Origin of the sequence: Citrifermentans bremense R1, from assembly GCF_000426865.1 — a bacterium.
In the GTDB taxonomy this organism is placed as follows: domain Bacteria; phylum Desulfobacterota; class Desulfuromonadia; order Geobacterales; family Geobacteraceae; genus Geomonas; species Geomonas bremensis.
In genome coordinates this window covers 58,088-80,634 of sequence record NZ_AUGE01000019.1, presented here as the reverse complement: position 1 = coordinate 80,634, position 22,547 = coordinate 58,088, and the positions used below count along the sequence as shown (strand labels likewise).

The window sequence follows — 22,547 nt, the reverse complement described above, 5'->3', positions numbered from 1 at the left end:
CTTGTACATTGTTGATTGCACCAGATAGTGTCCCCAGTGACCGGTCGATTATCGATATAGGGAGCATCCCATGCAGACACTGGCTGATCTATTCCATAGCTTCCCCGAGCGCGGCGACAAAACCGCCCTGGTGAACCGCACCGGGGTCAGGCGGCTGCCGGTTTCCTACCGCGAGCTGTACGACCTTTCCCTCAAGATGGCTTCGCTTCTGGCCCGCAACGGTGTCGTCCCCGGCGACCGGGTGCTTCTCTGGGGACCGAACTCCTCCTGGTGGGCGGTCGCCTACTGGGGGATCATCATGCGCGGCGCCGTCGCGGTACCGGTCGACTTCATGTCCGAGCGCGGGCGCGCCGACTCGATCCGGCAGTTGACCCAGGCCCGCATCGTGCTGCAGAGCCGGTTCAAACCGGAGAGGATCGACGAAGGGGAAAGCATTCTGCTGGAAGACCTGCAGTACCTGCTGCAGGGGGTGGAGCCTATCGCGGACACGGCCGCGCCTGCTCCCGAGGACATGGCGCAGCTCATCTATACCTCCGGGACCACGGGTAATCCCAAGGGGGTGATCCTCACCCACAAGAACCTGGTGTCCAACATCAAGCAGATCAACCGGCAGGTCCCCATCATCACCCCTGAGTTCACCTTCCTGTCCCTTTTGCCGCTGTCGCACATGTTCGAACAGATGGGGGGCTTCTTCACGCCGCTTTACCAGGGGGCAGCCATCGTCTACCCGCGCACCCTGAAGCCCTCGGCCATCATGGAGGCGCTGGCGGAAGAGGACATCTACGTCATCATGTCGGTGCCGCGCCTGATGCAGCTTTTGAAGACGACCATCGAGCGCGAGCTGGCGGAAAAGGGGCTCTCCAAGGTGTTCGCCTCGCTCTGTGGGGTGGCGTCAGGGCTTTCCAAGCCGCAACGGGCCAAGCTCTTTTTCCCGCTGCAGCGAAAGTTCGGCAGGAACTTCACCGTCTTCGTCTCCGGGGGGGCGCCGCTCGACCCCGACGTCTTCCGCTTCTGGGATTCCATGGGGTTCACCGTGCTTGAGGGATATGGCCTGACCGAGTGTTCTCCCGTCCTTTGCGTCAACACCATGGAGCGGCAGCTGGCAGGTTCCGTGGGGCCGGCGCTGCCGGGCGTGGAACTCAGGCTGGATGGGAAGGAAGTGGTGGTGCGCGGCGACAACGTCTTCCCCGGCTACTACCAGAACGAAGTGGCGACCCGGGCCGCGTTCAACGCCGAGGGGTGGTTCAGGACCGGCGACCTCGGGGAGATCGCCCCGGACGGGTGGCTCAGCATCAAGGGGCGCGAGAAAGAGCTCATCGTCACCGGCGGCGGCGTGAACGTCTATCCAGACGAACTGGAGGCGGTGCTCAACAAGGTCCCGGGGGTGAAGGAGTCCTGCGTCATCGGGCTGGACAGGGGGGCGGGGGAGGAGGTGCACGCCGTACTGCTCCTGGACGAAAAGGCGCAAAGGCCCGAGGAGATACTGTCGCGGGCCAACGCGCAATTGGACGCCATGCACCAGATAACCGGCTATACGCTTTGGGACGAACCGGAATTCCCTAAGACCACGACGCTCAAGGTGAAGAAATTCCAGGTGAAGGAGCATGTGAAAAAGGGTGCCGCCACCGACGCCTCCGGGCCTGGAAGGGATCACCTCATCAACCTCCTGGCCAAGGTGACCGGGACCGGCGCTGCCGAAATCAAGGAAGAATCGTACCTCGTCGCCGACCTGGGGCTTACCTCGATTGGTCGGCTGGAACTGGTCAACTACCTGGAGCAGGAATACCGGATGGATATCGAGGACTCCCAGATCGGGCCGCAAACGCGGGTGTCGGACCTGCGCCGCATCATCTCCCGGCGCGAGAAGGCTGGGCACCGCGGCCATTACCGGTTCTGGACCAACACCCCTTTCGTCCGGGCGCTGCGCATGACTGCCGACGCGCTTTTGAACTACCCTTTGTACCGCCTCTTCGCGACGCTTGAGGTGCGCGGCACCGAGCGCCTGGAGAAAGTGCAGGGGCCGGTCCTCTTCATCTCAAACCACCTCGCGTATTTCGACCAGCCCTCGCTGATGTTCTCGCTTCCGAGAAGGATCCGCTACCGCACCGCAACGGCCGCCTACGAGGAGTTCTTCTTCGGCCCCGACCGCGGCCTGATCCGCCTCTGGAAGCTCTTTACCTACGAGTACGGGACGCTTTTCCTCAACCTCTTCCCGCTGCCGCAGACCAGCGGTTTCAGCGGCGCCGTGCGCTTCATGGGGAGACTCGCGGACAATGGGTTCAACACCCTGATCTTCCCCGAAGGGGAGCACTCGCGCGACGCGAAACTGCACGACTTCCAGGCGGGGCTAGGTGTCATCGTCAAGGAATTGGGCGTTCCAGTGGTGCCGGTCAAGATCGGCGGCACGGACAAGATCCTTCCTCCGGACCAGGTGGGGCTGCCGCGAAGAGGGCGGGTGACCGTAACCTTCGGCGAGCCGCTTTATTTTCGCTTCGAGGAGCCGGCCGAGATCGTCAAGAAGGCGCACGCGGCCGTGGCTCTCCTGTAAACCACTCGCCTGCCGGGGCGCCTGCCCCGGATGTTATGCAAGTCAGTAATGGAGGATGAAAACGGATGCAGGCAGAACAGATCCCTCTTTCCTACCGAAGATACGCGCTGGGACTGCTCCTGGCGGTCAACCTGCTCAACTACATCGACCGGCAGGTTCTCTTCGCGGTATTCCCCCTGATCAAGGCGGACCTCAATATAAGCGACACCGAACTGGGGCTTCTCGGCAGCGCCTTCATGCTGAGCTACATGGTCATCGCCCCGGTCTTCGGCTGGCTTGGGGACCACTGGGACCGGGTCAAGCTCGCCTCGTCCGGCGTCGTCGTCTGGAGCCTGGCCACCGTGCTCGCCGGCTTCGCGCCCGGCTACCGCACGCTTCTTGCGGCGCGGGCCACCGTCGGGGTAGGGGAGGCAAGCTTCGGAACCGTGTCCCCGGGGCTCATCGCCGACTTCTTCCCGAAGGATCAGCGCGGCCGCATCCTTTCCTGGTTTTACGTGGCTATTCCCGTGGGGAGCGCGATGGGCTACCTCCTGGGGGGTGTCCTGGGGCACCGTTTCGGCTGGCATGCCGCCTTCCTCATGGTGGGCCTGCCGGGCATGCTCCTGGCGCTGCCGCTTTGGTTTTTGCGCACACCGGAGCGCGGGGGGGACCGCTCGAGTGAGGAGGTCGCCGAGGAAAAGGGGATGGCTGCCTACCTCCAGCTCTTCAGAAACCGCGCCTTCGTCACCAACACCCTCGCCATGGCGGCCATGACCTTCGCCATAGGGGGGCTGGCGCAGTGGATCCCCACCTTCCTGTTCCGGGTGCATGCCCTGGACGTCGAGAAGGCCAACACGCTCTTCGGCGCCACCACGGTGCTGGCGGGGATACTGGGGACCCTGGCCGGGGGGTGGCTCGGGGACCGCTGGCAGAAAAAGAGCAGCAAGGGGTACCTGCTCGTTTCGGGATGGGGCTTCTTCATCGGCGCCCCTTTCGCCGCCTGGGCCATCATGGCGCCGGCGCTCCCGGTCTGCATGGCCGCCATCTTCGTGGCCGAGTTTTTCCTCTTCCTTAACACCGGGCCGCTCAACACGGTGATCATCAACGTGACGCGCCCTGCCGTGCGCGCCATGGCTTTCGCGGCGAACATCTTCTTTATCCACGCCCTGGGCGACGCCGTCTCGCCGTCGATGCTTGGGTGGCTCTCCGACCAGTGGGGGCTGAGGCTCGCGCTTCTCTCCACGCCGCTGGTGATGGCGCTGGCCGGGGTGCTCTGCTTTGTCTGCGGCAGGTACGTGGCGCACGACATGGCGCAGGCCGAGCCATGAAACTGACCTGTTCCGATAAAATCCCCATGCCTTAGCGAGGTTTGCATGTCCTTTTTCGTCCGAAATGCCTTATTTTCCCTACTGTTGCTGCCGGCGCTTCTCTCCGGCTGCGCCACTGCCCAAAAACCGCTCACCGGGCTCGTCCCGGGACGCACCGTTGAGACGGTCCAATCCTCCATATCCATCTCCGTCAGCGCCGGCACGCAGAGTACCGGTGGGCGCGGGTATCTCGCCTACCAGGCCCCGGCGCTCTTTCACCTGGTGCTGCTCACCCCCTTCGGGCAGACGGTGCTGGAGGCGTTCAGCGAAAACGACCGCTTCACCTGCGTGGTCCCCGACCGCCGCGTCGCCTATACCGGGCTTGTCTCGGAACTTCCCGACAACAGCGTATTGAAGAGCGTGGACCTCCTCAAGTGGGTGATGGCGCCTGCGCCTTTCCCCGTCCCCGCGCCCGCCGCCGGAGAAACGGTGCAGGTCTCAGGGGTGAGCTACCAATTCGACAAGAACGGCATGCTGGAGCGCAAGGTCTCAAGCGAAGGGGACCAGGTCTCCTACCGGAACTATCAAAGTATCGAAGGGGTTGCCTTTCCCGAGTCGGTAGAGGTACAGAACCGCTACGGCGCCAAGGTCCGCATCGTCTTCGACGAACCGCAGCTGAACGCGACTGTGGAGGAGTCGACACTGAAGCCGGATCTAACCGGCCTTTCGGTGCTCCCCCTGACTGAGTTCAAGTCGCTGTAACTGTCATAGCGGGATTATTTCGGGCGAAGCGGCAGTATTCCGAAATTCCGAACTGTCAATTGTGCCTATAATTTGTTAAGCTTAGGTGCAACCGTCATTGAGAATGATTGCACCTGCCAGTTCGATTCGGCTCACGGGGCAACCAAGGTATTAGGAGAAAGAGTCATGAAATATGCCGGTACAGCAATACTCATCGCCTGCCTTTCATTTACCAGTGGCTGCGCCCTTTATGAGGCACACGATCCGGCCGCTCCTCATGTGGCCCAACCGAAGGAACTTTCCGTACCGGTAGGAAAACAGTGGAAGGTGGTGGAAGAAGCGCCGACGCTCCAGAACGAGCGCAACGACCGCCAGCCGTTCCAGACCGAGCAGTCGCTGCAGCCTGAAGGGGTGCAACGCCCCGCCGCCCCCGAAAAGGGGCGCAAGATCGAGACACCTCGCTGAATGATTCCTTCTCCGGCAGGCGGTGGCAACAACCCCGCGCCGCCTGCCGCTTACCAGCTGTCCACCCGGGCACTTCCCGTGCATTCCGCGGCAATCCTGATATCCTATGCCAGTCCTGCTACAGGGGGAGACCAATGGATAAAAAAACCTATTTCAGCATTCTCGCCGCCTTTTTGACCATAGCTGCCATAGCTCTCATCGTCCTGCTCGCCATCCCCATACTTAAGCCCCTCGCCTGGGCCCTCATCATCGGCATCGCCACCATGCCCCACTACAACAGGATCCTCAAGCGCTTTCCCGAGCGTGCCGGTCGTGCATCCGGACTGATGGTGCTGGCGGTGAGCCTGTGCCTGGTGCTTCCCGCGACCTGGCTGGTGGTGACGGCCGCCGTCAGCGCCCCCGACTGGTACCGCCAGGTCGAGCAACTGGTTCAGGATTTCAGCAAGACCGGAGGCGGAGCGCTGAGCCAGTTGCCGTTCTACGACCGGATCATGGGCCTGGTGCAGAGGTTCGGCATCGACCTGGCCGGGATCGGCCGAAAGGCCGCCTCCAGCGCTTCGACCATCGTACTCAACACCGCCACCGACATGGTCCGCAACCTTTTCGATCTCATTTTCACCCTGCTGGTCGCCCTGTTCCTGCTTTTCTTCGTTTACCGCGACGGAGAGCGGGCGGTCTCGGTCTGCATCGGAAAGCTCGCCCCAGACCCGCGCAGGGCGCAGCACTACGCGGCCCAGATCCGTTCCATCACCACGGCCGTCACCGTCGGCACCCTGCTGACCTGCGCCACCCAGGGGGTCATCGCAGGTCTCGGCTACTGGGTCGCCGGCGTTCCCGCACCGATCTTTTGCGGCGCTCTCACCGCCATCGCCGCTTTGGTTCCGGTGGTCGGCACAGGCGTCGTCTGGGTGCCGCTGGCTGCGCTTATCGCGATCCAGGGCTCCTATCTTACCGCCGTCCTTCTTGCCCTTTGGTGCATCCTCTTCGTGGGTCTGGCCGATAACGCCATCCGGCCGCTAGCCGTCGGCGCCTCCAGCGACGTCTCGGTCCTGGCCGTCGTCGTCGGGGCCATCTGCGGCATGGTGATCATGGGGGTCCTCGGGCTGATCGTGGGGCCGGTGATTTTCGCGGTCCTGTTCAGCATCTGGGATGATGTCGTAGCCGAACCGGGATCGATCGAATACGGCGGCGACGCCCCCTGACAGACAGCTCCCTCTTCCGGAAATTTCACCTCACCAACTGCATCTGCACGGGCGGCATGCTCAGCAGCATAAGGCGCCGACCGGCCGGAGGTATTGTCATATGAAACGCGAACGCATAGGACAGTTACTCTCTGCCAGGATCGCCGCCGGCGTCCTTGCGCTGGCACTGGTTTTATCCGCCGCCTCCGGCTGGGGAGCGGAACCGGGGAGCGACGCGGAACGAGCCCTCCTGGCTAAGTACTCCTCCTTAAAGGACAAGCTGGAGAAGAACCAGTTCGGCGCCCCCATCTACCTGGAATCCACCGACTCCGAAGGGAAGGTGCGCGTCGACATGTACGGGGTGGTCCCGCATCCCTTCGAGACCGCAAGGGAGGCGTTGCAGTCCCCGGCCAGCTGGTGCGACATCACCTCTCTTCATCTCAACATCAAGGCCTGCACCTTCAAGGCCAGTACCAACCCGCAGCAGGTCACCCTGTACAGCGGCCGGAAATACTACCAGCCCCCCTCAGACGCCTACCCGCTAAAGTTCGCATTCACGCTCGTCTCGCAGACGCCCCGTTTCCTTGAGGTGAGGCTGGAGGCGGAGGAAGGGCCGTTCAGGACCAAGGACCACCGCATAGTCTTGCAGGCCGTTCCTCTCGGCGGCGCAACGACGCTGCTTCACTTCAGCTACACCTACAGCCAGGGCACCGTCGCGCGCTTGGCGATGAACGGGTATTTTTCTACCTTGGCGCGCGGCAAGGTCGGGTTCAGCGAGGTCACCGATAAGGGAGGGGAGCAGCATCTCGTCGAGGGGGCGAGGGGGGCCGTGGAACGAAACACCATGCGCTATTACCTTGCCCTGCAGACCTATCTCGACACCCTCAATTACCCCGAGAACCAGCGCTTCGAGCAGCGCATCAACCGCTGGTACGACCTGACGGCGAAGTACCCCAAGCAACTGAAGGAAAACGACAAGAGCAGCTACCTTGCCGCCAAGAGGATGGAACATAACCGGCAGGTGGAGCTGCAAAAAAAACTGGGCAATTGAAGGATTTTTCGTGGCCGATCCGATCATCGAGCTGACCGGGATATGCAAATCGTTCCAGGAGGGGGAGCGGGAGCGGGTGGTTTTCCGTAACGCCTATCTTGCCGTGGAACCGGGCGAGTGGCTCTTTCTATTAGGGCGCAGCGGCTCGGGCAAATCAACCCTGCTCAACCTGTTAAGCGGCATCGACCTTCCCGACTCGGGTGAAGTGCTGGTGGCGGGTCACCCCCTGAACCGCCAGAGCGAACGCGAGCGGACCCTGTTCCGGCGCAGCAGCATCGGCTTCGTCTTCCAGTTTTACAACCTCATCCCCACCCTGACCGTCCTGGAAAACGTCCTGCTCCCCCTGGAGCTGGCCGGCCTCCTCAACCCAGAACACGATAAATTGGCGCGCGACCTGCTGGAGCAGGTGGGACTCGCGGACCGCGCGGCGAGCTTTCCGGACCGGTTGTCCGGCGGCGAGCAGCAGCGCGTTGCCGTGGCACGCGCCCTGGTGCACCGGCCCAAGCTGGTGCTGGCCGACGAGCCGACCGGCAACCTAGACGCCGAAACCGGCCGGCAGGTGCTCGACCTTTTCCAGCGCCTGTTAAGGGAGAGCAAGACGACGCTGGTGCTGGTGACCCACAGCGCCGAGGTCGCGACCCTGGCCGACCGGGTGCTCACCATCGAGAACGGTCTCCTGGTCGAGGCGGGGTGCCGCGCCGGGGGTAAGCCGTGATCCTTTGGCGGGCCGGGGTGCGCAACGTGCTTCGCCATCCCTGGCTCACAGTGCTGGCGGTCTTGGGAGTAGCCCTCGGCGTCGCCGTGGTCACCGCCGTCGACCACGCCAACCAGGCCGCCCAGCGCGCCTTCCAGATCGCCGCGGAGACTGTCGCCGGGCGCGCCACCCACCAGATAGTCGGCGGACCTTCCGGGCTCCCGGAACAGCTTTTCCGCACCATAAAGGTCAACCTCCGTTTCCGCGCCGCTGCTCCCGTGGTGACCGGGAACCTCCAGCTTGCAGGGCAGCCCGGGAGGACCTTCCAGCTCATCGGCGTCGATCCCTTCTCAGAATCCCCCATCCGCTCCTTCAGTTCCCGTTTCACCGACAAGGAGATCCTGCCCAAGCTCATGGGGCGCCCCGGCACCGTACTCATGCTGCGCCGCAGCGCCACGGAGCTCGGGCTCGCGCGCGGACAGAGCTTGGCCGTGGACGTCGCCGGGGCGAGGCGCCAACTGATCCTGGCGGGATACATCGAGCCGCCAGACGAGGTGAGCGGGGTCGCCCTTGCTTCCGTCCTGGTGAGCGACATCGCCACCGCCCAGGAGATCCTCAACAGTACCGGACGCCTGTCACGCATCGACCTGGTCCTGCCCGAGGGGAGGGAAGGGGAGAACGTGCTGCGGCAGTTGGGCGCCGTGCTCCCCCCCGAGGCCGGCATCGTCCCCGCCGGCGCCCGCGCAGGAGCGATGGAGAAGATGACCCGCGCCTTCCGCCTCAACCTCACCGCCTTGAGCCTTTTGGCCCTCGTTGTCGGCATGTTCCTCATCTACAACACCATGACCTTTTCGGTGATCCGCAGAAGACGCCTGATCGGCATGCTGCGCGCACTGGGCGTGAGCCGCAGGGAGATCTTCCTGATGATCTGCGCCGAAGCCCTGTTGATCGGCGCGACAGGCACCGTCGCCGGGCTATTCTGCGGGGAGATCCTGGGAAGCGAACTGACGCGCCTGGTAACGAGGACCATCAACGACCTGTACTTCGTGATGGAGGTGCGCAGGGTTCCTATGCTCCCCTTGGCGCTTTGGAAGGGGGCTCTGCTCGGCGTAGGGGCGACGCTCGTCGCGGCCGTCCCCGCCGCCCTGGAGGCGACCAGCGCGCCCCCCCGGGCGGTCCTGTCGCGCTCGCTGATCGAGGCGCGCCACAGGAAGCTGGTCCCGCTGGCGACCCTTGGCGGGGTACTGCTGATGCTGGCCGGCTGCGGGCTTTTCCTTTATCGGCAGGGGGGGGTGGCCGGTGGCTTTGTCGGGCTCTTCGCCGTCATCGTGGGCTATACCCTGCTGGTTCCCGCAGCGCTGCTTGCTTTTTCCCGGGCGCTCCGCCCGGCGATGGGGAAGCTAGCCGGGTCGATAGGGAAGATGGCGGCGCGCGGGGTGGCGGTCTCGCTGTCACGCACCGGTGTGGCTACCGCCGCGCTGGTGGTGGCCGTCTCGGCTGGGATCGGGGTCGGGATCATGGTGGGGGGCTTTCGCCTGACCGTCCAGAATTGGCTGGCCAACTGGCTGCAGGCCGACGTCTACCTAACCTCCGCCGACAAAAGCGGCGGGCGCTACCGGCCTCCGCTTAATCCTGCCCTGGTCCAACGTCTCTCCTCATTGCCGGGCACAGCCGGGTTCACCCTTTCCCGTCGGGTCTCACTGGAAGGGGCCGGCGGGGCGACCGAGCTCTTTTCCGTCTCGGTACCGGAGGCGACCTTCGCCCGCTATCCCTTCAAGGAGGGGAATCCCAAAGCCGCCTGGAAGAGCTTCCAGGAAGGATACTCGGTGCTGGTCTCCGAGCCGTACAGCTACCGCCACCGGGTGCGCATCGGCGACCGGGTGGAGCTCCGTACCCGGTACGGGATGAAGCAGTTTCCCGTCTCCGCCATCATCTACGACTACGGCACCGATACCGGCATCGTGATCATGAGCCGCAGGGGGTACCTGGAAAACTTCAACGACCCTTCCGTCGATGGTATGTCCTTTACCGCGGGACCGGGGCAGCGCGTCGCGGCACTGATGCAACAGATCCGGGAGAGGGCAGGGGAAGAGAGGATCAACGTCATCTCCAATGCGGAGCTGCGCCGGGCGACGGTCGAGATCTTCGACCGCACCTTCGCCATCACCTCGGTGCTCAGGATACTCACCATGCTGGTCGCCTTCGTCGGGGTTCTCTCCGCGCTCATGGCCATGCAGGTGGAGCGCGCGAGGGAGCTGGCGGTACTGCGGGCGGTGGGGCTCACGCCGGGTCAGGTCTGGGGGGTGGTCTGCGGCGAGACCTTCCTGATCGGGCTCATCGGCGGTGTGCTGTCGCTTCCGCTGGGCATCCTGCAGGCGCTGGTCCTCATTTACGTGGTGAACCTGCGCTCCTTCGGCTGGACCATGCAGCTATCCATCGATCCCGCCTACCTGTTACAGGCCATGCTTCTTTCCGTGTCGGCGGCGCTATTGGCCGGCATCTACCCGTCGCTCAGGATCGCCCGCACCTCTCCCGCGCTGGCCCTGAAGGAGGAGGATTAGCATGCGCCGCCTCTATTTCCTCATGGCCGCCTTGGTGACCCTCCTGTCTGCTCTCGGATACTTTTATGCCCGGAAAGGGAAGGAACCAGGAGTGAAGAAAACCTACAGCCTGAACGAAGCCCTGGGGGGGAGTGCGGCAGAGGGGTTCAAGAGGGCCGAGGGGGCAAGGCGCTTCAGTTTCCCCGCGGATCACGGGCCGCACGATGGGTTCAGGAACGAATGGTGGTACTTCACCGGGAACCTGACCGGAGCCTCCGGGCGCCGCTTCGGCTACCAGCTCACCTTCTTCAGATCGGCCCTCACCCCGCATCCGGTGAAGAGGGAGTCTGCCTGGGGGACCAACGAGGTCTTCATGGCGCATTTCGCCGTGACCGACGTGGAGGGGAAGCGGTTCCGCTTCGGCGAGCGTTTCAGCCGCGCCGCCCTTGGGCTAGCGGGTGCTGGAGGGCGCCCCCTTGTCGTGCGCCTGGAAGATTGGTCCGTCCTGGAGACGGCGGCAAAGCCGTGGAGCGTCAAACTGACCGCGGCCGATGGCGACATGGCCATCGACCTGGACCTCGCAAGCCTGAAGCCGGTGATACTCAACGGGGAAGGGGGGCTCAGCCGAAAGAGCGCTGCTTCCGGAAACGCCTCCTATTACTACAGCATCCCACGGCTTGCCACCTCCGGTACCATCCGGATCGGCCGGGACGCCTTCAAGGTCTCCGGCATCTCCTGGCTCGATCGCGAATGGAGCACCAGCGCCCTGGACAAGGACCTGGCCGGCTGGGACTGGTTCGCGCTGCACCTCGCCGACGGCAGCGACATCATGTACTACCAACTGCGCAGGCAAGACGGCGGGAGCGACCCCTTCTCCGCGGGCACACTGGTCGGTGCCGACGGCAGTTACAGGCATCTGAAACGCGAAGAGGTCCGACTTGAGCCGTTGCGGCGCTGGACCAGCCCGAAGAGCGGCGCCAGCTATCCCTCCGGCTGGCGCATGAAGATACCGTCGCAAGGAATAGATATAGAGGCAGCGCCGCTTTTGGCCGACCAGGAATTGGCTGCAGGTTTCCGCTATTGGGAAGGGGCGGTGGAGGTGCGAGGGAGCACAGGCGGTTCGGGATATTTGGAGATGACGGGGTACTAGTCCGGTAGCTGCGCCGGGATAGGGGGGGGCTTGCTTATCTCTTGCTGGGCCGAAAAAACAAAAAAGCGATTAGCTTTCGCTAACCGCTTTGTGATTGATGGTGGAGCTGATCAGGATCGAACTGACGACCTCTTGAATGCCATTCAAGCGCTCTCCCAACTGAGCTACAGCCCCATCTAAGGAGTCCTGTTTATAGCAAACGGGCCTTCGGGTGTCAACATTTTTATTCCGAATGAAAAGATAATTTCGGCTCTGTCACTAGTTGATTTCACCGGATCGTTGGAAGTGTAGGTGCTATAAGGATTTTGCTTTTTGGGGCTCAGTAGCAGAGGGGAAGAGTTGGCACCATGTACTGTAGCTCGCGTCGCCGCTGCCAACGACGATGGAGGTAATGCTGAAGAAAGCTGTAAAGTTACTTGACCCGAGCGAGCTTTATTGCTATAAGAGTCATCTCTTAACATTGGCTGTGTTAAATGCCGGAGTGGTGAAACTGGTAGACGCACTGGACTCAAAATCCAGCGGGGCAACCCGTGTCGGTTCGATTCCGACCTCCGGCACCACCTATAAGCAAAGGGCTTAACCTCAAGGGGTTAGGCCCTTTGTTCTTATATTGACCCTAATCTCCTCCCAGTACTGTCTCAATCATCCCTTACTCTCTATTACGGTATGACTGAAACGCATCTATGCCAGTCTTGCGATCTTATAACTGGATGAAGCCCGATTTATTGACAGTTGTTTACAGATGCGATAGTTTGCCTCATCACACTTATCCTGGAGGTACGATGAAGAAACTCATGGCTGTGTCACTTCTCTCGACTGTTCTGCTTGCTGCCTGCCAACCTGCCAACATCACCGCCGTAAAATGGGATACCGGGGAAAAGGGAGCCAATGTCCAGACCAGGTGCGAGCGCGTCGATATGAGGGACCACTCCGAGATGCAGAGTGCTTTTGCCAAGTACGATGGCTGGAAGCTGATCTACATCTCCGAGTACACGACCGGCAATAAAAGCGGTACCGACGGAGCCGTCTGCTTCGAGAAGGTGAAATAATATAGCTAGCTTACCCGCACATAGAAAGTCTCCCTCACCCCGACCCTATCCCAGAGGGAGAGGGAGAATGGACCCCTGCTCCGAGGGAGGGGAAGTATGGGCAGGAAGCCTGCTAAATAGGCAAGCGGGAAGGGACAGACGTAACCGACCCTTCCCGCTTGTCGTCATCGCATCGACGTAATTGTTTCACAGCAAAGGAGAAGGCATGTTCGAAAACCAGTACAACGAGGAGATGGAGGCTGAGGTAAGGCGGCTTGAGGCGAAGAAAAGAGCCGCAGATGCCGGTCACCCCGAATGGGACAACGCCTGCGCACGCTGCGGCTGCGAACTAAAAGGAAACGCGGACGAGTTCTGCGATAAGTGCCGCAACTGACCCCGCCCGATTTTATCCAGTTGAACTCCACGTCGTGAGAACGCGGTTTCTGGAATATCCCGCCGAAATTCTTCCTGTACACGATATAGCGAACCACATCCTTCTCCGGGCTCGGCTCCCGCTGAATCAAGCTTGGCGCCGTTTTGGGTCCTTCGCGTTCAGCCCCTACTGATCTTGGGCCTCCGTTTGGACACAATGCGGCGTAAACGAAAAAGGCCCCCGGTTAGGGAGGCCTTTTTCGCGGACACTTTGGCGGCAGGGGGTCACATCTGCAGCCGCTGCTCCGCGCTGTTCCAGTCGATGTTCTGGAAAAAGGCGTTGATGTAGTCGGCGCGCTTCAGGCCGTAATCGGTCATGAAGGCATGTTCGAAGACGTCCATGATCAGAACAGGGGTGCACCCGGCCGGATGGCCGGCGTCATGCTCGTTGATCCAGAAATTGAGCAGCCTGCCGTTGCTGAGGTCCTGATACATGATGGTCCAGCCTATGCCGCGCATAGCCCCGACCGACTTGAAGTCCTGTACCCACTCGTCGAAACCGCCGAAATCCTGGTGGATCCTGGAGGCGAGCCTCCCGTCCTGGTTTATGTGCTGATTCCCGCCCAGGTTCTCGAAGTAGTACTCGTGCAGCCTCATGCCGTTGAACTCCCAGCCGAAGCGGCGTTTGAGCTCGGCAAAGCCGGGGTCGCTCCCCTTGCCGGACTTGCGCAGTTCTGTCAGTGCCTCGTCGAGGGTGTTGGTGTTCTTTACGTACCCCTGGTAAAGGGTGAAATGGTTGTTGAGGAGTGTTTCGCTGAACCCTGGCATCCCTATCAGTCTCGAGTAGTCCTTTGCCGTGAACGCTGTCATAACTCTCTCCTTTTACTAGATATTTTGCCCCAAACAGGCCTGTAGAAAAATACCGACCAAGTGTAACCGCAAGGTTAGTGATGTCAAATATTTTAAGGCCGATTCCGTAAGCGTGACTGCGTAAATAAACAAGGATAATTAGGCGGTTGGCGATGAGGGATAAAGGGGGACGAAGGCTGTGTTGTCCGGTTATGATGTTGCAAAGCCTGAAAAGGTCCCCCTCCCCTCTGTCACAATTTTCATTGACCGCTCATGATAGGACCGTTAGAGTGTCGATTTGTCCGGGTTCTGGACGGGGACGGCGGCTGTATTAGGCATTCAAGCATACGAAGAATAATTTCCGGGTTCATTATTCTTGCACAATCGCCGTTTAATCTGTTTCCCGTCCTGTGCTGGTTTTTCCGGCAATCCGGAGGCGATTTCATCGAAGGGGTGCACCAGTGAAAAAAATAATAGGCGCCGTTTTACTGCTGCTGGTCCTGGGTGTGGCCGGCTATTTCTACTTTAAACAGCCGCCGCAACCGCAATACAAGACGCAGAAGGTGGAGCGCGGATCCATCGTCTCTACCGTTTCGGCGACAGGGACGCTGAACGCCGTGGTGACCGTGCAGGTGGGAACGCAGGTTTCCGGCACCATCTCCAAGCTTTACGTCGACTTCAATTCCCAGGTCAAGAAGGGGCAGGCGATCGCGCAGATCGACCCGGCCCTGTTTCTGTCGGCGGTGCAGCAGTCCCGCGGCAACGCCCTGAACGCCGAGGCGAGCCTCGCCAAGGCGCGGGTGACCCTGGCAGACGCGAAGAGAACCTATAACCGCAACAAGGCCCTTCTGGCCGAGGGGATCATCGCCCAGAGCGACCTCGACGCCGCCCAGACCGCCTACGACGCGGCGCTCGCCGGGGTGCGCGGCGCCGAGGCGGTGCTCTTGCAGACCCGGGGCGCCCTCAGGCAGGCGGAGACGAACCTCAACTATGCCATCATCAAGTCGCCTGTCGACGGCATCGTGGTCTCCCGCAACGTGGACGTGGGGCAGACTGTCGCTGCCTCCTTCCAGACGCCGACTCTCTTCACCATCGCGCAGGACTTGACCAAGATGCAGATCGACACCAGCATCGACGAGTCGGACATAAGCCGCCTCAAGGTTGGGCAGAAGGCTGAATTCACCGTAGACGCCTATCCCGAGCAGACCTTCGAGGGGAGTGTGGTGCAGATCCGTAACGCGCCGGTGGTGACGCAGAACGTGGTCACCTACGTGGCTGTGATCGGCGTCGACAACCGCCAGCTGCTGCTGAAACCCGGGATGACGGCCAACGTGGCCGTACAGACCATGAGAAAGGACGACCTGTTCAAGGTCCCCACCGCGGCGCTCAGGTTCAAGCCCAAAGCGGAGAAGGGGAAAGAGAAGGACAAAGGGAAGGGTGGCAAGGGCGCCGGCATGACCGCGACCGCCCCCAAGGGGAGCGTCAGGATGCAGGGCGAGGGGAGGAGCGCCGCCGCAAACGGTGCAAAGCAGACTGTCTACCTGTTGAAGGGGGAGGGTAAAGCCGTTCCCGTAGCCATCACCACCGGCATCAGCGACGGGGCTTCTGTGGAGGTGGTAAGCGGGGCCGTGAAGGAAGGGGACGACGTCATCATCGAGCAGGTGAGCCAGGATAAGAAGAAAAGCGGCATGGGCGGCTCGCCGATGGGACCGAGGTTCTAGATGAACGAAGTGGTTCGCCTCATCGACGTCGCCAAGGTGTACACCATGGGCGAGGAGCGCGTCGAGGCCATGAAGGGAGTCTCTTTCGCCGTCAGCCGCGGCGAGTTCGTCTCCATCATGGGCGCCTCGGGGAGCGGCAAATCGACCTGCATGAACATCCTCGGGTGTCTGGATGTCCCCACCCGCGGTCAGTACCTTCTGGACGGCATGGACGTGGGGAAGCTCTCTCCCGACGCGCTTGCCGAGGTGCGCAACAAGAAGCTCGGTTTCGTATTCCAGGGGTTCAACCTGCTGGCCCGGACCACGGCGCGCGAGAACGTCGAGCTGCCGCTGGTCTATTCGCATATCCCTGCGGCGGAACGCCGCTCCCGCGCCCACGAGGCGCTGGAGCGGGTGGGGCTTGCCGGGCGCGAGGGGCACTACTCGAACCAGCTTTCCGGCGGGCAGCAGCAACGTGTCGCCATAGCGAGAGCCCTGGTCAACAGTCCCTCCATCATCCTCGCCGACGAACCGACGGGGAACCTGGATTCCAGGACCACCGTGGAGATCATGTCCATCTTTCAGGAACTGAACCGGCAGGGGATCACCATCATCATGGTTACCCACGAACCGGACGTGGCCGAATTCACCGGGAGGCACATCATCTTTCGCGACGGCCTGATCGTTTCCGACACCCCTTATGCCGCGAAGAGCGCGACCGTCCCGGGGGAGGTGGCCAGGCCATGAGCACCCTTTACCAGAGTTTCCTGATCGCCGTGCGCGCGCTCAGGGTGAACAAGATGCGTGCGCTATTGACCATGCTGGGGATCATCATTGGCATCGCCGCGGTCATCGCCATGGTGGCCATCGGCGCGGGCGCGAGCAAGATGATCTCCGACCAGATCTCCAGCATCGGGTCGAACCTGCTCCTGGTGCTCCCCGGCTCCACCACCAGCGGGGGGCTGCGCTCCGGCGCCGGGTCCAACCAGACGCTCACCTACGACGACGCCATGGCCATCAAGGCCGAATGCCCGTCGGTGGGAGCGGTGGCGCCGCAGGTGCGCGGCTCGGGGCAGGTGGTCTACGGCAACCAGAACTGGTCCACCGTCGTCTACGGCGTGACGCCGGACGTGATCCAGGTGCGCGACTGGACCATCACGGCCGGGCGCAACATCACCCAGTCCGACGTCGACGGCGCCACCAAGAACTGCCTGATCGGGCAGACCGTCGCCGACAACCTCTTCGGCGCGGCCGACCCCATCGGGAAGATCATCAGGATCAAGAAGATACCCTTCACCGTGGTAGGGCTTTTGGGCCAAAAGGGGCAGTCCCCCCAGGGGCAGGACCAGGACGACGTCATCTACGTGCCGCTTCGGACCGCGCAGCGAAAGCTATTGGGCAGCCAGTTCCCGAACGTGGTCGGCTCCGTCATGGTGCAGGCCAAAAACGGCGAGGTGCTGGACCAGGCGGAAGAGGAGGTGACGGCGCTCTTGAACCAAAGGCACCGCATCGGCCCCAGCCGCGAGGTCGACTTCACCATCAGGAACCTCTCCGAGCTCCTCGCGCTCACCGCCCAGTCCTCGAAGGTCATGTCTATTCTCCTCGGGGCGGTCGCCTCCATCTCCCTCGTGGTAGGCGGGATCGGCATCATGAACATCATGCTGGTTTCGGTCACCGAGAGGACCCGCGAGATCGGGATCCGGATCGCCATCGGCGCCAAGAGGCGCGACATACTGCTGCAGTTTCTCACCGAGGCGGTGCTCCTCACTACCTGCGGCGGCATCATCGGCATGCTGCTAGGCGTGGCGGGGGCGCGGCTGGTCGCTTCTCTGGTGGGGTGGCCCACGCTGGTATCGGTGAACACCATCGTCATCGCCTTTGCCTTTTCCGCCGGGGTCGGGGTCTTCTTCGGATTCTATCCGGCCCGCAAAGCGTCCTCATTGAACCCAATTGAAGCGCTGAGATACGAATAAAAGCTAAACCGCTGCTTGAAAGGATCGTAGCCATGAAGAGAACCGCCAAAACGACCGCCGCTGCCGCCCTTTGCCTGCTCCTTGGTATGGCCGGCTCCGGATTCGCCCAGGAACCCACGGTCAACCTGACGCTGAAAGACGCCATCTTGCTCGGTTTCGAGAGAAACCTGGACCTCAAGGTCGAACTCTACAATCCCGCCATGGCCGAGGCAGACATCCGCCGTACCCTCGGCATTTACGATCCGCTCCTCACCCTGGGCGCAAACTACAACCGCACCAACAGCAACAATACGCTCACCTTCCGTCCCCAGGCGATCGACCAGGCCACGGTCAGCGCCGGGGTGAGCCAGCTGCTGCCGACCGGGACCGTCGTCGGGCTGACCGCCGAAAGCGGCTGGGTCGACAGCTCTTTCAATAAGTACTATTCCAACGGCGTCTCCCTGACCCTCAACCAGCCGCTGCTGAGAAATTTCGGCCAAGAGGCTACGGAGCTCCAGATCAACGTCTCGCGCCTCGCCAAGGAGGAGTCGATCGAGAGGTTCAAGACCCGTTTGAGCGACACTGTGGCCCAGATACGCAGCGACTACTTCAAGCTCTACAACCTGCGCGAGGTGCTCCTGGTGAAAAAGAACTCGCTCGCGCTGGCACAGCGGATACTGGCAGATACCCAGGGACGCGTGAAGGCAGGCGTTCTTCCCGCCATGGAGATCCTGAACGCCGAGTTCCAGGTGGCGACGCGCGAAAAAGAAGTGATAGACGCAGAAAGAGGGGTAAGGGACCAGATGGACGTGCTGAGGACGAGCCTGCAGCTCCCTATCGGCGCCGAGATCGTCGTTGCGGACACGCCTACGCGCGAACCGTACCAGGTCGCCGAAGATGCCGCCCTGACCACGGCGCTCGTCAATCGCTCCGAACTCGCCTTGCAGCGGGCCGTGGTACGCACCAACGACCTGCAGCAGCGCGTGGCGCGGAACCAGACGCTTCCCGATCTCTCCCTGAACGCCAGCGCCGGGATGGGCGGGTTCGACCGCCGCTTCCTGCGTGGACTGGAGAAGACCGCCACCGTCGAGGACCCCAACTGGGGCATCGGCCTGCAGTTCAGCTTCCCGCTGGGGAACCGCGCCGCCGAGAACAGCTACATCAGGAGCAAGCTCGCCCTGGAGCAGTCCACGGCCCAGCTGCAGAGTCTCGAAGTGGGGGTGGCGCGGGACGTAAAAGCGGCGATTCGTCAGGTAACGGCGAACTACAAGCAGATCGAGGTTACCAACCGGGGTAGGGCTTATGCCGAGGACAGGCTGCGGGCTTTCGAGAAGCGGCAGGCGGTAGGCCTTGCCACCACCAAGGACGTCTTCGACGTGGAAAACGATCTGGTCACCGCCAAGGGGAACGAGATCCAGGCCCTCGTGGATTACAACAACTCCATTACCCAGCTTTGGCGGGTGACCGGCGAGATCCTGGACCGCCAGGGGATCCGCGTCACCGACAAGCAGGCCGACCCGCTTTACGACAGGTTGAAGTAACGGTGACGGTTTCTCTGTCATAATTTCCGACGCCAAGATTGCCGGTTGTCTCAGGCCGGCAGTCTCCCACTATTCCACAAAGATCCCTTCTTTTTACAAAAGGTTTGCCTCCCGCTTAAATCCCCGATACAATTAACCGTCATTAATTTGGTGCAGGAGGTAGCTATGTCGGGATTGCGCTATGAGCATGTACATCCGATCAAGTTCACAGCCGTCGGCGCCAGAACTATCGGTGACCTGATCCAGAACTTCGAAGAGAACCTGGCCCTGTTCAAACGCTGGGACGAGAAGGGGATCAAGCTGGACCCGCACGGCGTAGGGAGCAGTTACGCCATCTTCTACACCTACGACGAGCAGGTGGCACGTGAAGAGGGATTCGAACGGATCCGTACCGAGTCGGGGAACCCCTTGCCGCGCCGCTGAGCTCGGCGTCCTTTTATAATGAAAGTTTCGCTTCCAACTTTCGACCCACCTATGCGATACTTTGCCAGTCGCGTGGCCCACAGCCGGGGGCCGTCGGATCAAATACGCAAGCTTCAAGGGCAAAGTAAACATGTCGAATCTGCACCGTTTTTCCCGCACCGAACTCCTCATAGGCCCTCAGGGCCTCAACAAGCTCGCCGAATCCACCGTCGCCATCTTCGGGCTGGGCGGGGTAGGCAGTTACGCAGCCGAGGCACTCTGCCGGGCGGGCGTCGGCCGCCTGGTCATCGTTGACTTCGACGAGATCTGCCTCACCAACGTGAACCGACAGCTGCACGCCATGGACGGCACCGTCGGCAAGGCCAAGGCCCAGGTCATGGCCGAGCGCATGCGCCATATCAACCCCAAGGCCGAGATCGTCCCCTACCAGGATTTCTACTCCGCCGAGAACAGCGATTTCCTTCTCGCCGACGGCTACGATTACGTCGTCGACGCCATCGACCATATCACCAGCAAGCTGCACCTGATCCGCACCTGCCGGGAGCGTAACATCCCCATCATCTCCAGCATGGGAGCCGCGGCGAAGCTCGATCCGACGAAAATCGGGGTGGCCGACATCTCCCAGACCAACAAGTGCCGCATGGCGCGCTCGGTCAGGAAGCTCTTGAAGAAGCAGGGGATCGAGACCGGCGTGAAGGTGGTCTTTTCCACCGAGGAGTACCGCGAGCAGCTGATAAAGGACGGTGGCTGCAAGGGGAACTGCATCTGCCCCAACAAGGATGAGCAGAAGTTCTCCTGCGAGCACCGCCGCGTCATCCTGGGAAGCGTATCCTTCATCCCCTCCATCTTCGGGCTCACCATGGCGGGCGTCGTCGTGAACGACCTTCTGGCGGGAACGACGAGCTAGCCGGCAGCAATCGTGAATGTAAAACAAATGCCCGAGGGGGCGGTTCCTCTCGGGCATTTTGTTTATTGCAGCTTTACCTTTACCAAAGGTGGCGCCTCCCTCATCCGCACAACTCCCTCATTCTCAGCGCGTTCTTCACGGCGCAGCCGCAGCGGCAGTTGTTGAACATGACGAAGGTGAGCCTCGCTTTCGCGCTCAGACGCCGGGCCTCGGCCGCTATCATCCTCAGCTCGGGCTCCGTATAGAGATATTCCTCCGCGGCCGTGGCGCGGGCCTGCCAATCTTCGGCGCTCCTGCCGTGCAGCCTCAGGTAGGCGACCGAGGTGGTGGCCTCGGGGCGGAAGGGGGCTGTGGCCAGCGTCCCCAACTGCGGCTCGTCGCAGGTGATGTAGGTGATCTTGTGCTCCCGCAGGAATGCGAAGAGTTCTTCCCGGTTGCGGCTGGTAAGCCAGCTGCCGTGCCGGAACTCCACCGCTATCGGGTGCCCCGCCATCAATTCCTTGCAGTAGAGCAGATACTCCCGGTTCTCTTTCTTGTAGCCGTACCAAGGGGGGAACTGGAAGATGATGAAGCCGAGCTTCCCCGCCTCCTTGAGCGGAACGAGCGCCTCGGTCATGGCCTTTGCCATCGCCCTAAGCGCCGCGGGGTCCGAGACGTGCACATCCTCCTTGCCCCGGTCCTCCTCGGGAAGCATCTGGCGCAGTTCCGGAGAGAGCCTGCCGGGATCTACGTTGTGTCCGGTGAGGGCGCCGTAGGCCTTTACGTGGAACAGGAATCGGTCGGGGGTGCGTTCGGCCCAAGCCAGGGCCATCTCCAGGGTAGGGATCTGGTAGTAGCTGCTCTCTATCTCGACCGTGTCGAACCGGCTGGCGTAGAACTTGAGGCGCGACTTGGGCGTGCTGGCGCCGTGGGGATAAAAGAGCCCCCCTTCGACGAGGCTTTTCTCCGTCCAGGAACAGGTCCCTATGCGGATGCTGCCTGGGGACATGCGCTGCACCTCCGAATGATTTAAGGAACTCCATGGATCGATCATCCAAGAACCGCCTGACCCCGCACCTGTTGCCGCGCTTTGCCGGTGACACGCTCTTCGACCGCATCGCCCGCGCCGTTTGCCGCGCAGGATGCCTCCCCAGAAAGGAACTGTACGAGGCCTGGGAGGTGGCACGCCGGGTGCACCGCCGCTTCCAAGGGGGGAGGGTGGTGGATCTAGCCGCGGGACACGGGCTGCTCGCCCAGATCCTGCTGATCCTCGACCGCGACCTAACGTCCGCGCTCGCCGTCGACCTCCGCATCCCGGCAAGCGCGGAGCTGTTGTCCCGTGAACTCCAAGCCGACTGGCCACTCCTCTCCGGGAAACTGAGCTTTAAGGAGCAGGACCTGAACCTTCTGCCGCTTGCCCCCGAGGACCTGGTGGTCTCCGCCCATGCCTGTGGCTCTTTGACCGACCTGGTATTGGAGCGGGCCGTTGCCGCCAGGTGCCGCGTCGCCGTGCTCCCCTGTTGCCACGACTTGGACCGTGCCGACCAAGGGGGATTGCAGGGGTGGCTGGATGGCCCGCTCGCCGTCGACGTCACCAGGGCCGCGCGTCTTCGGGCGCATGGGTACCGGGTCTACACCCAGACCATCCCCGGCGACATCACGCCGAAGAACCGCCTGCTGCTGGGGGAACCGCTCTAGAAAAAGATGACGTTAAGGATGTAGTTGACGACCGCGAGCACCAGGCCGAACAGAAGCGCCCACCAGAACCCCCTGACGGTGAAGCCGGGGACGATGGCCGCGACCAGCATTATCATCAGCGCGTTGACGACCAGTGTGAACAAACCGAGCGTGAGGATGTTGATGGGCAAGGTGAGGAGCAGAAACAGGGGTCTGATGAGGATGTTGACCAAGCCCAGCACCAGTGCGGTGACGAGCGCGGCGAAGAACCCGGATACCGCCACACCCGGCAGCAGATAAGCGGTGATGCCGATGGCGAGAGCATTGACCAGCCACTTAATCAGTAGTGTCATGATGATCCTCCCTGTATAAAACGATCTGTTTGAGTCGAAAATTAAAACCCCGCCTAGTGTACCAAACATTCCCTCGCTACCAACAGCCCCCCGCGCAGGCAACCCTTTCG

At 62.0% G+C, this 22,547-nt stretch carries 21 protein-coding genes and 2 tRNA genes; 19 read left to right on the top strand and 4 right to left on the bottom strand.

Features of this window, described 5'->3' with window-relative positions:
- Window positions 1–70: 70 nt before the first annotated feature.
- From K419_RS0112675 to K419_RS0112635, 9 genes are all read left to right on the top strand, one after another.
- A complete protein-coding gene (locus K419_RS0112675; protein WP_026841924.1) occupies window positions 71–2,548 on the top strand; it encodes an AMP-binding protein in 2,478 nt (825 codons plus the stop codon).
- Between the two features lie 65 nt (window positions 2,549–2,613).
- On the top strand, window positions 2,614–3,855 hold the full coding sequence (locus K419_RS0112670; protein ID WP_026841923.1) for a spinster family MFS transporter: 1,242 nt from the start codon (window positions 2,614–2,616) through the stop codon (window positions 3,853–3,855).
- A gap of 45 nt (window positions 3,856–3,900) precedes the next feature.
- On the top strand, window positions 3,901–4,596 hold the full coding sequence (locus K419_RS0112665) for a lipoprotein insertase outer membrane protein LolB (RefSeq protein WP_026841922.1): 696 nt from the start codon (window positions 3,901–3,903) through the stop codon (window positions 4,594–4,596).
- 165 nt (window positions 4,597–4,761) lie between these two features.
- The gene (locus K419_RS0112660; protein WP_026841921.1) at window positions 4,762–5,040 is read left to right on the top strand and encodes a hypothetical protein; all 279 of its coding nucleotides are present in this window, start codon (window positions 4,762–4,764) and stop codon (window positions 5,038–5,040) included.
- A gap of 134 nt (window positions 5,041–5,174) precedes the next feature.
- Window positions 5,175–6,242 (top strand): AI-2E family transporter, encoded by a 1,068-nt coding sequence (locus tag K419_RS0112655; RefSeq protein WP_026841920.1) that lies wholly within the window; start codon window positions 5,175–5,177, stop codon window positions 6,240–6,242.
- 100 nt (window positions 6,243–6,342) lie between these two features.
- Window positions 6,343–7,272: a hypothetical protein gene (locus tag K419_RS0112650; protein ID WP_026841919.1), complete on the top strand. Its 930-nt coding sequence runs from the start codon at window positions 6,343–6,345 to the stop codon at window positions 7,270–7,272.
- A 10-nt stretch (window positions 7,273–7,282) separates the two neighbouring features.
- Window positions 7,283–7,987: an ABC transporter ATP-binding protein gene (locus K419_RS0112645; protein WP_026841918.1), complete on the top strand. Its 705-nt coding sequence runs from the start codon at window positions 7,283–7,285 to the stop codon at window positions 7,985–7,987.
- Window positions 7,984–10,527, top strand: coding sequence for an ABC transporter permease (locus K419_RS0112640; RefSeq protein ID WP_026841917.1), 2,544 nt, complete (start codon window positions 7,984–7,986; stop codon window positions 10,525–10,527). The genes K419_RS0112645 and K419_RS0112640 overlap by 4 nt, the downstream gene beginning before the upstream one ends.
- 1 nt (window position 10,528) lies before the next feature.
- The gene (locus K419_RS0112635; protein WP_026841916.1) at window positions 10,529–11,656 is read left to right on the top strand and encodes a lipocalin-like domain-containing protein; all 1,128 of its coding nucleotides are present in this window, start codon (window positions 10,529–10,531) and stop codon (window positions 11,654–11,656) included.
- 98 nt (window positions 11,657–11,754) lie between these two features.
- Here K419_RS0112635 and K419_RS0112630 read toward each other — a convergent pair.
- Window positions 11,755–11,830: transfer RNA gene (locus tag K419_RS0112630), tRNA-Ala, on the bottom strand.
- A gap of 301 nt (window positions 11,831–12,131) precedes the next feature.
- Between K419_RS0112630 and K419_RS0112625 the strand changes: the two genes are divergently transcribed.
- The 3 genes from K419_RS0112625 to K419_RS23835 all read left to right on the top strand — a co-directional run bounded on the left by K419_RS0112625 (window position 12,132) and on the right by K419_RS23835 (window position 13,078).
- Window positions 12,132–12,216 (top strand) — tRNA-Leu (locus K419_RS0112625).
- Between the two features lie 222 nt (window positions 12,217–12,438).
- Entirely contained in the window at window positions 12,439–12,705 is a 267-nt protein-coding gene (locus K419_RS0112620) for a hypothetical protein (protein WP_012530639.1), read from the top strand.
- A gap of 205 nt (window positions 12,706–12,910) precedes the next feature.
- Entirely contained in the window at window positions 12,911–13,078 is a 168-nt protein-coding gene (locus tag K419_RS23835) for a hypothetical protein (protein ID WP_198013111.1), read from the top strand.
- 263 nt (window positions 13,079–13,341) lie between these two features.
- Here the strand turns inward: K419_RS23835 and K419_RS0112610 are convergent, their stop codons facing one another.
- Window positions 13,342–13,926, bottom strand: a complete 585-nt coding sequence (locus K419_RS0112610) for a superoxide dismutase (RefSeq protein ID WP_026841915.1) — start codon at window positions 13,924–13,926, stop codon at window positions 13,342–13,344.
- Between the two features lie 440 nt (window positions 13,927–14,366).
- Between K419_RS0112610 and K419_RS0112605 the strand changes: the two genes are divergently transcribed.
- From K419_RS0112605 to K419_RS0112580, 6 genes are all read left to right on the top strand, one after another.
- Window positions 14,367–15,626, top strand: coding sequence for an efflux RND transporter periplasmic adaptor subunit (locus tag K419_RS0112605; RefSeq protein ID WP_026841914.1), 1,260 nt, complete (start codon window positions 14,367–14,369; stop codon window positions 15,624–15,626).
- Window positions 15,627–16,352, top strand: a complete 726-nt coding sequence (locus K419_RS0112600; protein WP_026841913.1) for an ABC transporter ATP-binding protein — start codon at window positions 15,627–15,629, stop codon at window positions 16,350–16,352.
- Window positions 16,349–17,578, top strand: coding sequence for an ABC transporter permease (locus K419_RS0112595; RefSeq protein WP_026841912.1), 1,230 nt, complete (start codon window positions 16,349–16,351; stop codon window positions 17,576–17,578). The genes K419_RS0112600 and K419_RS0112595 overlap by 4 nt, the downstream gene beginning before the upstream one ends.
- A 32-nt stretch (window positions 17,579–17,610) precedes the next feature.
- On the top strand, window positions 17,611–19,098 hold the full coding sequence (locus K419_RS0112590) for a TolC family protein (protein ID WP_026841911.1): 1,488 nt from the start codon (window positions 17,611–17,613) through the stop codon (window positions 19,096–19,098).
- 165 nt (window positions 19,099–19,263) lie between these two features.
- The gene (locus K419_RS0112585; RefSeq protein WP_012530632.1) at window positions 19,264–19,521 is read left to right on the top strand and encodes a hypothetical protein; all 258 of its coding nucleotides are present in this window, start codon (window positions 19,264–19,266) and stop codon (window positions 19,519–19,521) included.
- Window positions 19,522–19,651: 130 nt separating this feature from the next.
- The gene (locus tag K419_RS0112580) at window positions 19,652–20,428 is read left to right on the top strand and encodes a tRNA threonylcarbamoyladenosine dehydratase (RefSeq protein WP_026841910.1); all 777 of its coding nucleotides are present in this window, start codon (window positions 19,652–19,654) and stop codon (window positions 20,426–20,428) included.
- 100 nt (window positions 20,429–20,528) lie between these two features.
- Here K419_RS0112580 and K419_RS0112575 read toward each other — a convergent pair whose 3' ends face one another.
- The gene (locus K419_RS0112575) at window positions 20,529–21,416 is read right to left on the bottom strand and encodes a DUF72 domain-containing protein (protein ID WP_026841909.1); all 888 of its coding nucleotides are present in this window, start codon (window positions 21,414–21,416) and stop codon (window positions 20,529–20,531) included.
- 32 nt (window positions 21,417–21,448) lie between these two features.
- Between K419_RS0112575 and K419_RS0112570 the strand changes: the two genes are divergently transcribed.
- Window positions 21,449–22,105, top strand: a complete 657-nt coding sequence (locus K419_RS0112570; protein ID WP_026841908.1) for a methyltransferase — start codon at window positions 21,449–21,451, stop codon at window positions 22,103–22,105.
- Here K419_RS0112570 and K419_RS0112565 read toward each other — a convergent pair.
- Entirely contained in the window at window positions 22,102–22,437 is a 336-nt protein-coding gene (locus K419_RS0112565) for a phage holin family protein (RefSeq protein ID WP_026841907.1), read from the bottom strand. The genes K419_RS0112570 and K419_RS0112565 overlap by 4 nt on opposite strands.
- Window positions 22,438–22,547: the final 110 nt, after the last annotated feature.

What these genes read in the sequence shown, in the direction of transcription:
- K419_RS0112670 (WP_026841923.1), top strand. Translation starts at nt 2,614, where the DNA reads ATGCAGGCAGAACAGATCCCTCTTTCCTACCGAAGATACGCGCTGGGA.
- K419_RS0112620 (WP_012530639.1), top strand. Translation starts at nt 12,439, where the DNA reads ATGAAGAAACTCATGGCTGTGTCACTTCTCTCGACTGTTCTGCTTGCT.
- K419_RS0112610 (WP_026841915.1), bottom strand. Translation starts at nt 13,926, where the DNA reads ATGACAGCGTTCACGGCAAAGGACTACTCGAGACTGATAGGGATGCCA.
- K419_RS0112580 (WP_026841910.1), top strand. Translation starts at nt 19,652, where the DNA reads ATGTCGAATCTGCACCGTTTTTCCCGCACCGAACTCCTCATAGGCCCT.
- K419_RS0112600 (WP_026841913.1), top strand. Translation starts at nt 15,627, where the DNA reads ATGAACGAAGTGGTTCGCCTCATCGACGTCGCCAAGGTGTACACCATG.
- K419_RS0112590 (WP_026841911.1), top strand. Translation starts at nt 17,611, where the DNA reads ATGAAGAGAACCGCCAAAACGACCGCCGCTGCCGCCCTTTGCCTGCTC.
- K419_RS0112665 (WP_026841922.1), top strand. Translation starts at nt 3,901, where the DNA reads ATGTCCTTTTTCGTCCGAAATGCCTTATTTTCCCTACTGTTGCTGCCG.
- K419_RS0112675 (WP_026841924.1), top strand. Translation starts at nt 71, where the DNA reads ATGCAGACACTGGCTGATCTATTCCATAGCTTCCCCGAGCGCGGCGAC.
- K419_RS0112595 (WP_026841912.1), top strand. Translation starts at nt 16,349, where the DNA reads ATGAGCACCCTTTACCAGAGTTTCCTGATCGCCGTGCGCGCGCTCAGG.
- K419_RS0112585 (WP_012530632.1), top strand. Translation starts at nt 19,264, where the DNA reads ATGTCGGGATTGCGCTATGAGCATGTACATCCGATCAAGTTCACAGCC.
- K419_RS0112635 (WP_026841916.1), top strand. Translation starts at nt 10,529, where the DNA reads ATGCGCCGCCTCTATTTCCTCATGGCCGCCTTGGTGACCCTCCTGTCT.
- K419_RS23835 (WP_198013111.1), top strand. Translation starts at nt 12,911, where the DNA reads ATGTTCGAAAACCAGTACAACGAGGAGATGGAGGCTGAGGTAAGGCGG.
- K419_RS0112575 (WP_026841909.1), bottom strand. Translation starts at nt 21,416, where the DNA reads ATGTCCCCAGGCAGCATCCGCATAGGGACCTGTTCCTGGACGGAGAAA.
- K419_RS0112655 (WP_026841920.1), top strand. Translation starts at nt 5,175, where the DNA reads ATGGATAAAAAAACCTATTTCAGCATTCTCGCCGCCTTTTTGACCATA.
- K419_RS0112570 (WP_026841908.1), top strand. Translation starts at nt 21,449, where the DNA reads ATGGATCGATCATCCAAGAACCGCCTGACCCCGCACCTGTTGCCGCGC.
- K419_RS0112660 (WP_026841921.1), top strand. Translation starts at nt 4,762, where the DNA reads ATGAAATATGCCGGTACAGCAATACTCATCGCCTGCCTTTCATTTACC.
- K419_RS0112565 (WP_026841907.1), bottom strand. Translation starts at nt 22,437, where the DNA reads ATGACACTACTGATTAAGTGGCTGGTCAATGCTCTCGCCATCGGCATC.
- K419_RS0112650 (WP_026841919.1), top strand. Translation starts at nt 6,343, where the DNA reads ATGAAACGCGAACGCATAGGACAGTTACTCTCTGCCAGGATCGCCGCC.